Raw genomic sequence first — 9,321 nt, 5'->3', positions numbered from 1 at the left:
CCGCGCCACTGACGTGGACGCTCCACTCGCTGTCGGTCAACCACAACCAGTACACCGCCTACGACCCGCTCATGCTCGAGAGCCTGTGCGAGGAGCGCGACTCGATCTGCGCCGGCACGCTCGGCCCCGGCCCCGACGGGTGGTACTTCGACGAGGCCGAGGCCGACTACTGGCAGGTCTGGGGCGCACTCGCCCGCACCTACGACCTCGACCCCCGTCGTACGACGATCACCGGCTACTCGATGGGTGGGTGGGCCGCCTACAAGCTCGGCCTCTCGCACCCCGACCTGTATGCCGGCGCCGTCGCGCTCGCCGGACCGCCGCAGTGCGGTGTCTCGATCGACGCCGACTCGCTCGTGAGCCCGTCGTTCGGTGGCCGCTGCACCTCCGACGGCAACGCCTACGACCTCGTCGGCAACGCCCTCCACCTGCCCTATCGGATCGGCCACGGCCAGCTCGACCAGCTGGTGCCGTTCACGTCGGTGGAGGTGCAGGTCGGTCGCTTCGACGCCCTCGACCTCGAGCACCGCTTCGTGCGCTACCCCGGCGAGGACCACCTGGTCTTCGCGACCCAGGACCGCTTCGAGACCACGATCAGCGACCTCGGGACGCCCAAGGTGGTGCGCAACCCGCGCGACGTCGACTACACCTGGCACCCCCGGCTGACCCGCCGCGGGCTCGGCATCGGCACCACCACGGCGTACTGGCTCAAGGGCCTCGCCGCTCGCGACTCCTCCCCCGGCGCGGTGGCCCACGTCGCAGCGACCTCGGAGGCCCGGCGCGGTACGACGCCCCGGGTCGTGCGGACGGGTCCGACCCCGGTCAGCTCGCCACTGCCCGCCTTCCAGCAGGACCTCGTGCTCGAGCCCGGCGAGGCACTCCCGACCAGGAAGCGCCTCACGCTCGACCTGAGCAACGTCAAGGCCGTCACCGTCGACCTGAAGCGTGCCGGGCTGCGCTGCGGGAAGGTCGTCGTCACCTCGGACGGGACGACGAAGGTCACGCTCGACCAGCCGCGGACCGCGGGGACCTTCGTGGTGCCGAAGGGCCGGACGGTGCTGCGCACCTGCTGAGCGCTGTGCCGACAGATGTGCGTTGAGCCCGGCGCCCGTGGCAGCGTGGAGCCGATGAAGCCCACCTCAGCGGACCCGACATGACCGGCACCTGGACCCTGCTGCCCAGCGTCCTCGGCCTGGCCGTCGCCGTCGTCGTGCTCGCCTTCGCGGGCGGACGGCTCGCCCAGACCGCCGATCAGCTCGCCGAGCGCACGGGCCTCGGCCAAGCCATGGCGGGCGCGGTCTTCCTCGGGGCCGTGACGTCGCTGTCGGGCATCCTCACGACGGTGGCCGGTGCCATGGACGGCGACGCCGGGTTCGCGCTCGCCAACCCGATCGGCGGCGTCGCCATCCAGACGGTGTGGATCGCGATCGCCGACCTCGTCTACCGACGTGCCAACCTCGAGCACGCCGGCGCCTCGCTGGAGAACATCCTGCAGGCCCTGCTGCTCATCGCGATGCTGACCCTGCCCGTGATCGCGGTGGCGACGCCCGAGCTGGCGTGGGGCTGGGTGCACCCGATGTCGCTGCTGATCCCACCCCTCTACGCCTACGGGCTGATGCTGCTCCGCGGCATGCGCGACGCCCCGATGTGGAGCCCGCGGATCACCCACGAGACCACCGAGGAGGAGGTCGCCAACCCCTCCTCGCGCACCACGCGAGCACTGTGGGTCTCGCTTGCCACCCTGGCCGGCGTCGTCTCGGTGGTGGGCTGGGTGATTGGCAAGGCAGGTCTTGGCGTGGTCGCCGCCACCGGATGGCCGAGCGCGGTCACCGGCTTCACCCTGACCACGGCGGTGACCTCGCTGCCCGAGCTCTTCACGCTCATCGCGGCCGTTCGGATGGGCTCGGTGATGCTCGGGATCGGAGGCATCGTGGGCGGCAACGTCTTCGACACGCTGATGATCACCATCGCCGACGTCGTCTACACCCCCGGCACGATCTATGCCGCCGCCGGGCCGTCCGCCCTCGTCCTGCTCGGCGGCACCGCGCTCATCACCACGATCCTCGCGCTCGGGCTCATCGTGCGCGATCGGCGAGGCATCGGTTTCGAGGGGATCGCCATCCCCGCCGTCTACCTGGGCACGGTGGCGCTCGCCATCCTCGCGGCCTAGACCGCGGCCATTCTTTGCCCGCCGCCCCCAGCGCAGGCTGTTACGTTCGATGGGCCGCGGGCTCGGGCAGTGGCACGCCACTGTCACCGAGCGAAAGGGCCCGACTCATGCGATCACTTCTCACCCGCCGGCGCTCCCGGCTCCTGCTCGGCGGCGTCGTAGCGCTGGCGGTGGCACTCGGACCCGGGGTCACCCCCGTCTCGGTGGCCGCTGCGGCCGTGGATCCTCCGACGCCGATCAAGGTGATCCAGAACTACGGCGAGACCGTGGAGGAATTCAGCTCCGCAACCTGCTACCCCGGCCCGAACACCTGGTTCCGGCGCTTCGACCTCGCCTCGGACCACGGGTCGAGCAGCGGGTTCAGGTTGGAGAGCATCGTGGTCGGGCACCAGGAGGTGGTCCCGAACAGCGAGAGCATCGAGATCGGTCTGGGGGCCTACACGATCGACCCGGGTGAGGAGCTGCTCGAGGAGAACCTCGATCCCCTGGCAGGCACCTCGTTCATGCTCGGGTCCGACCAGGAATACAGCATCACGTCGACCCCGCTGGCCGCTACGGTGCCGGCGGGCAAGCACCTCGTCATCGCGGTCATGAACTCCGGCTCCGACGGCATCTACTACATCGGCGGCAACCAGCAGCCGCAGAGCGCGAGCGCCTACCTCCTCGCCCCGGGGTGCGACCTCTTCGTGCCGACTCCGACCGACACGTTCGTGGAGGGCAGCCTGCTGTTCTACGCCGTCGGCACGTCGCAGGACTGCCTGAGCGCCACCGCCGCCGTCGAGGCGGCGGAGCAGGCAGCGGCCGTTGCGAAGGCGAAGTACAAGAAGACCCACAAGAAGTACAAGAAGGCGAAGAAGGCGCTCAAGAAGGCCAAGAAGAAGGGCTCGCGGTCGACGTACAAGAAGGCCAAGCGGAAGTACAAGAAGGCCAAGAAGGCCTACAAGAAGGCCCGGTCCGCGTACTCCTCCGCGCAGTCGGCCCTCGTGTCCGCGCAGCAGACGGCGACGACCGAGTGCGCTCAGCCGTCGCTGCCCGCCCCGCGGGCCGGGGACGGCGCTTGACCTGACACCACGAGCCGGGAAGCGGCTCCCCCACCGTCGGTGGGAGGGGCTGCTTCCCGGCTCGCCAGGTGTCGGTGCGGGCTACTTCGGGGGCATCCGGATGCCGCCGTCGAGGCGGACCGTCTCACCGTTCATGTAGGAGTTGGTCAGGCACTCCATGACCATCGAGGCCAGCTCGTCGGGCGAGCCGAGGCGCTTGGGGAAGAGCACGTTGGAGCCGAGGTTGGCCTTGAACGCCTCCGAGTCGGGGCCCTCGCCGTAGATCGGGGTGTCGATCAGGCCGGGGGCGACGGTGTTGAGACGGATACCGGAGGCCGACAGGTCGCGGGCGATCGGCAGGGTCATCCCGACGACGCCACCCTTCGAGGCGGAGTACGACGCCTGGCCGATCTGGCCGTCGAAGGCAGCGACGCTGGCCATGTTGACGATGGCGCCGCGGCAGCCGTCGGCGTCGGGCTCGTTGGTGCTCATCACCGTGGCGGCCTGGCGCAGCATGTCGAAGGTGCCGATCAGGTTGATCTGGACGACCTTGGTGAAGGCCTCCAGCGAGTGCGCCGACTCGAGGGTGCCGTCGCGACCGATGGTGCGCGAGGCCCAGCCGATGCCGGCGGAGTTGACGAGCGCCCGGAGCGGGGCGATGTCGGCGGCGGCCTTGACGGCCCCGGCGATCTGCTCGGTGTTGGTGACGTCGACCTGGGCGAAGACGCCCTTGATCTCCTCGGCCAGGGCTTCGCCCTTGTCGGCCTGGAGGTCGGCGACGATCACGGTGCAGCCGAGGGCGGCGAGGCGGCGAGCGGCCGCGGCACCGATGCCCGACGCGCCGCCCGTGACGATGGCAGAAGATCCACTGAGTTCCATGCTCGGCAGATTACTGGCCCTCAGAGGTCAGTTGTGCCGCGGGCCACGATGAGGGCGGGTCCGGCCATCAGCACGTGCCCGTCCTCGCGCCAGGTGATCGTCAACGTGCCGCCCGGCAGGTCGACCCGGTACGGCGTCCCGCGCTCGGCTCCGTCGACGGTCGCGGTGGCCACCGCGACGGCGCACGCGCCGGTGCCGCACGACTGGGTCTCGCCCGAGCCCCGCTCGTGCACGCGCATCGCCACGTGCTGGGGCGCACGTCGTACGACGAACTCGACGTTGACGCCGTTCGGGTAGACGCTCGCGTCGTGCTCGGGCGGGGAGGTCAACGCTCCGGCGTCGGCGAGGTCGTCGACGAAGGCCACCGCGTGCGGGTTGCCGGTGTCGACGTGCGCGGCGGTCCACCAGCGCTCCCCCACGCCCACCTTCGACTCACCGAGGACCTGCGGCACACCCATGTCGACGGTCACGTCGCCGTCGACGGCACCGCCGGCGAAGGTGAGCACCTTGAGGCCGTCGCGGGTGTCGACCGGCAGCGGCTGGGTGGGGTCGGCCAGGCCCTCCTCCACGAGGTGGCGGCCGAAGACGCGCACACCGTTGCCGCACATCTCGGAGATGGAGCCGTCGGCGTTGCGGTAGTCCATGAACCACTCGGCGCCGCGGCCCGACAGTGCCCGGACGACACGCAGGACGCCGTCCCCGCCGATGCCACCGCGGCGGTCGCACAGCGCCTGCACGCGCTCGGCCGGCAGGTCGCCGTGGACGCGGCCGTCGTGGTCGGGCAGCAGCACGAAGTCGTTGTGGGTGCCGTGACCCTTGAGGAACGGGTAGGACGTGCGCTCAGGCATAAAGACCCTCGGAGTAGTTCTCGGGACGGTAGTAGTCGTCGAGCTGCTCGAGACTCATCCCGCTCGGCTCGACCTCACGGGCGATCACCGCGCGCCGTGGCACCCGCGCCTCGGGGGCCCAGGACGACGGGTCCCAGAGCTGCGAGCGCAGGAACGCCTTGGCGCAGTGGAAGAAGAGGTCCTCGATGTCGACCACGACCGCCAGGATCGGGCGGCGTCCCTTGACGATCATCTCGTCGAAGAAGGGGGCGTCGGAGACCAGGCGGGCGCGACCGTTGATGCGCAGGGTGTCGCCGCGACCGGGGATGAAAAAGTTCAACCCGACGTGCGGGTTGAGGAGGATGTTGCGGTAGCCGTCGGCTCGGCGATTGCCCGGCCGCTCGGCCAGGGCGATGGTCCGCTCATCGATGACGTGGACGAGGGAACCAGCCGGATCGCCCTTCGGCGAGGCGTCGCACCGGCCCTCGGCGTCGGCCGTCGCCATCACGCAGAACGGACTTGCGGCGAGCCAGTCGCGGTCGACGTCCAGCAGCGCCCGGCGGCTCTTCGTGGCCGCGCGCTCGCCGGGCTCGCCGAGCAGCGCGACGAGGGCGGCGGCGTCGGGGATCTCGGTCCAGGGGCGATGGGTCACCGCTCCACGGTACTGCGCGCCGAGCGTAGGCTCGCCGCCATGCACGCGACCGTGAACAAGGACACCCAGCTCTGCCTGTCGCTGTCGGCGCGGCCGAGCAACCTCGGCACCCGCTTCCACAACTTCCTCTACGCCGAGCTCGGGCTCGACTTCCTCTACAAGGCGACCACGACGACCGACATCGGCGCGGCCGTCGCGGGGCTGCGCGCGCTCGGGATCCGCGGCTGCGGCGTCTCGATGCCCTTCAAGGAGGACTGCCTCGCCCACGTCGACGTCGTCCACGACTCCGCCGCGGTGATCGCCTCGGCCAACACGATCGTCAACGAGGACGGCGTGCTCCACGCCTACAACACCGACTACCAGGCCGTGCGCGACCTGCTCGCCTCCCCCGGCCTGCCCACGAGCGGGAGGGTAGTGGTCACCGGAAGTGGCGGTATGGCGAAGGCCGTCGTCGCCGCCCTGCGCGACGCCGGCTTCACCGACGGCGTCCTCGTGGCTCGCAACACGACCGCCGGGCCGGAGCTGGCCGAGGCCTACGGCTACTCCTGGACGGCGTCTGCCGCCGACCTCGGCGACGACCCCGGCGCTGCCCTGCTCGTCAACGTCACCCCGGTCGGGATGGCGGGCGCACCGGCCGCCGACGACTCACCCTTCACCTCGGCGCAGGTCTCCTCCGCGACGGCCGTGCTCGACGTCGTCGCCGTCCCGTCGGAGACCCCGCTCGTGCGCCTGGCGCGCAGCCTCGGCAAGCCGGTCGTCACCGGGGCCGAGGTGATCGCGCTGCAGGCTGCAGAGCAGTTCTGGCTCTACACCGGCGTGCGCCCGACCGCCGACCAGGTCGCGCGGGCGTCGGCGTACTCGCGCGCTACCTGAGGCCGGGGTGGTTCTTGGTCAGCACCGGCAGCAGCAGGGTGCGCGGGGTGACCTGCGACAGCGCGGCGGCGACCCGGTTGGCCTTCCCCGGGATCACCACGAGGCGACCCTTGTCGAGGCCGTCGACGGCGGCTCGTGCGACGTCAGGCGCGGAGACCCACATGACCGGAGGCAGCGCGTCCTCGGCGTCCTGCTTCGAGAACCCCGCCGCCTCACCGAACCCGGTCGCGACCGGCCCGGGGCAGAGCGTCGTGGCGGTGACGCCGGTGCCCTTGAGCTCGCCGGACAGGCTCTGGGTGTAGGACAGCACGAATGACTTGCCGGCGCCGTAACCGGCCTGGCCCGGCAAGGGCTGGAAGGCAGCGGTCGAGGCGACGTTGAGCACGGCGCCGCGACGCCGCTGCACCATGCCCGGCAGGAAGCGCGAGCAGAGGTCGGCGACCGCCACGACGTCCAGCTCGATCATCTTCATCTCGGCCTCGGGATCGGAGGCGGCAACGGGGCCGAGCGTGGAGAGCCCCGCGTTGTTGACCAGGATGTCGACCACGAGACCACGCCCCTCGACGGCGCCGAGCAGCCCGGCCCGCGAGGGCCGGTCGGTGAGGTCGCACGCGATCACCTCGGCCCGCACGCCGGTGTCGCGCAGCTCGGCCGCGAGGGTCTGCAGCTTGGCGGCGGAGCGGGCCACGAGGGTCACGCCGTGACCACGCCGGGCCAGCTCGCGAGCGATCTCGGCACCGATTCCCGAGGAGGCCCCGGTCACGAGGGCGGTGCGGTCGAGGGCGGCTGCGGGCAGGCTCATGGCCGTGAGACTAGTGGGCCGCGACAGTGCCCTCGGGGGTGTCCGCGCCGTGCGTCGACGGTCGACCGGGCAGCACCAGCGCGAGCGCCACGACGACCAGGGCGAGGACGGCGCCGACGCCGAAGCCCCACTGGTTGCCGCCCACGCGCGCGGCCACCTCGGAGGCGCCGCCGTCGAGGAGCCCGGCCTGACGCGACGCGACGACCGCCACCACGATCGCCGTACCAGCGGCTGCCGCGACCTGCTGGAGGGTCGCGAGCAGCGAGCTGCCGTGGGAGTAGAGATCGGCCGGGAGCGAGCCCAGGCCGAGGGTGAAGACCGGCGTGAAGATCGCGGCGAGCGACACCATCAGCAGCACATGGGCGCCGAGCACGAACGCCACCGGCGTCGCCGCCCCGACCTGGGTGAGCAGCGCGAGCCCGCCGAAGACCCCGAACGAGCCGGGGATGACCAGCGGACGCCCGCCGACACGGTCGAAGACCTTGCCGACCTGGGGGCCGAGCAGGCCCATCGCGATGCCGCCGGGCATCACGAGCAGCCCGGTCTGCAGCTCGCTGAGGCCGCGCACTCCCTGGAGGTAGAGCGGCAGCAGGATCAGCGAGCCGAGCATTGCCATGAACGACACGGCCATCAGCGCGAGCGCCAGCGCGTAGGTGCGGTGGGTGAGGGTGCGCAGGTCGAGCAGCGGGACGCCGCCACGCTGCAGGCTCAGCTGACGCAGGACGAAGACGATGAGCATCGTCGCGCCCAGACCGAGCATCGCGATCGGGAGCCACGACGGGCCCGTGCTGGACCCCTCGCCGAGCTGCGAGAGCCCGAAGACGAGCGGACCGAAGCCGAACGCCGACAGCGCGACGCTGGCCCAGTCGATCGAGCCCGGCCGGGTCTCGCCGACGTTGTCGAGGTTGCGCAGCCCCACGTAGGTGATCGCGAGCGCGATCGGGAGGACGACGACGAACAGCAGCCGCCACGACCCGATCGCCAGCACCGTGCCCGACACCGCCGGGCCCAGGGCCGGGGCGACCGAGATCGCCAGCGTCACGTTGCCCATGATCCGGCCGCGGTCCTGCTCGCGCACGATCGACATCAGGGTCGTCATCAGCAGCGGCATCATGATCGCGGTGCCACCGGCCTGGATGATCCGGGCGAGCAGCAGCACGGCGAACGTCGGCGCGAGTGCTGCGACCAGCGTGCCGGTGCAGAAGATCGCCATCGCGGTCGTGAACGCCTGACGCGTCGTCACACGCTGCAGGAACCACCCCGTGACCGGGATGACCACCGCCATCGTCAGCATGAATCCGCTCGTCAGCCACTGCGCCGCGCGGGTGGTGACCGCGAACTCCTCCATCAGGCGCGGGATCGCGTTGATCATCACGGTCTCGTTGAGGATCACGACGAAGGTCGCGAGCACCAGCCACCGCAGCACCCCGTAGTCGGGCGCCTCGGTGTGGGGAGCGGTCTGCTCGGGAGTGGTCGGGGTCGTAGTCATGGTGCTCCGACCATGACACGAGGGGCGCCTTCGCCCCACATCCTTTATCGGGTGCTACCCGTCACTGCGCGGCCCCACCGCGTCGCCCCACCACGTCGTACGTCAGGTAGGCGAAGACCCCGCTGCGTGCCACGTCGCGCAGTCGCAGGTCGAAGGGGCGAGGGAGGAGCGGGCGGCCCGCTCCCAGCGTGACCGGAGTGATGTTGACCAGCACCTCGTCGAGCATCCCGGCCTCGGCGAAGTCGGCGGCGAGCGCTCCCCCGCCGACGAGCCACACGTCCCGCTCCCCAGCGGCGGCCTCGAGCAACGAACGGTGCTCCGCCGGGCTCCCCGAGACGAAGGTGATGTCGTCGCCGAACGCCTCGACGTCGTGGTGGGTGAAGACGAAGGCCGGCTGCTCGTAGGGCCACCGCTCCCCCGACTCGCGCAGCTGCTTGCCGATGAAGGCGTACGTCGCCGCACCCATCACGACTGCGCCGATGTCGACGATGAAGTCGTCGTAGAGCCCCGGCGACCCGGGGGTGTGGTCGACCTCCTGGCTGAGCAGCCAGTCGAGGCCGTCGTGCTCGTCGGCGATGAACCCGTCGAG

General features: G+C 71.1%; 10 protein-coding genes. 4 read left to right on the top strand and 6 right to left on the bottom strand.

The features are described from left to right. The 3 genes from VOI19_RS07985 to VOI19_RS07975 form a co-directional block, all read left to right on the top strand. The coding region (locus VOI19_RS07985) for a prolyl oligopeptidase family serine peptidase (protein ID WP_323792435.1) at positions 1-1,073 on the top strand (1,073 nt) is incomplete at its 5' end. Between the two features lie 80 nt (positions 1,074-1,153). After that, positions 1,154-2,170, top strand: coding sequence for a hypothetical protein (locus VOI19_RS07980; protein WP_323792434.1), 1,017 nt, complete (start codon positions 1,154-1,156; stop codon positions 2,168-2,170). Positions 2,171-2,277: 107 nt separating this feature from the next. Further along, complete coding sequence (locus tag VOI19_RS07975) at positions 2,278-3,231, top strand: hypothetical protein (RefSeq protein ID WP_323792433.1); 954 nt, start codon at positions 2,278-2,280, stop codon at positions 3,229-3,231. 81 nt (positions 3,232-3,312) lie between these two features. Here the strand turns inward: VOI19_RS07975 and VOI19_RS07970 are convergent, their stop codons facing one another. Genes VOI19_RS07970 through VOI19_RS07960 form a run of 3 tightly spaced genes read right to left on the bottom strand, consistent with a single transcriptional unit; the run spans position 3,313 to position 5,568 of the window. Next, positions 3,313-4,089 (bottom strand): SDR family NAD(P)-dependent oxidoreductase, encoded by a 777-nt coding sequence (locus VOI19_RS07970; protein WP_323792432.1) that lies wholly within the window; start codon positions 4,087-4,089, stop codon positions 3,313-3,315. A 20-nt stretch (positions 4,090-4,109) separates the two neighbouring features. Beyond that, positions 4,110-4,937 (bottom strand): diaminopimelate epimerase, encoded by an 828-nt coding sequence (gene dapF, locus VOI19_RS07965; protein ID WP_323792431.1) that lies wholly within the window; start codon positions 4,935-4,937, stop codon positions 4,110-4,112. Next, positions 4,930-5,568 (bottom strand): MSMEG_1061 family FMN-dependent PPOX-type flavoprotein, encoded by a 639-nt coding sequence (locus tag VOI19_RS07960; protein WP_323792430.1) that lies wholly within the window; start codon positions 5,566-5,568, stop codon positions 4,930-4,932. The genes dapF and VOI19_RS07960 overlap by 8 nt, the downstream gene beginning before the upstream one ends. Before the next feature lie 39 nt (positions 5,569-5,607). Here VOI19_RS07960 and VOI19_RS07955 point away from each other — a divergent pair, with 39 nt between their 5' ends. Then, entirely contained in the window at positions 5,608-6,441 is an 834-nt protein-coding gene (locus VOI19_RS07955; RefSeq protein WP_323792429.1) for a shikimate 5-dehydrogenase, read from the top strand. On the opposite strand, the gene VOI19_RS07950 is transcribed toward VOI19_RS07955, so the two are convergent. From VOI19_RS07950 to VOI19_RS07940, 3 genes are all read right to left on the bottom strand, one after another. Further along, positions 6,434-7,243: an SDR family oxidoreductase gene (locus VOI19_RS07950; RefSeq protein ID WP_323792428.1), complete on the bottom strand. Its 810-nt coding sequence runs from the start codon at positions 7,241-7,243 to the stop codon at positions 6,434-6,436. The two genes, VOI19_RS07955 and VOI19_RS07950, sit on opposite strands and share 8 nt — an antisense overlap. Before the next feature lie 10 nt (positions 7,244-7,253). After that, positions 7,254-8,732: a DHA2 family efflux MFS transporter permease subunit gene (locus tag VOI19_RS07945; RefSeq protein WP_323792427.1), complete on the bottom strand. Its 1,479-nt coding sequence runs from the start codon at positions 8,730-8,732 to the stop codon at positions 7,254-7,256. A 61-nt stretch (positions 8,733-8,793) separates the two neighbouring features. Next, positions 8,794-9,321: dihydrofolate reductase family protein (locus tag VOI19_RS07940; RefSeq protein WP_323792426.1), on the bottom strand; the 528-nt coding region annotated here is incomplete at its 5' end.

Source organism: Nocardioides sp., assembly GCF_034670285.1.
GTDB lineage: Bacteria > Actinomycetota > Actinomycetes > Propionibacteriales > Nocardioidaceae > Nocardioides.
This window is presented reverse-complemented; position numbering and strand designations above follow the sequence as displayed.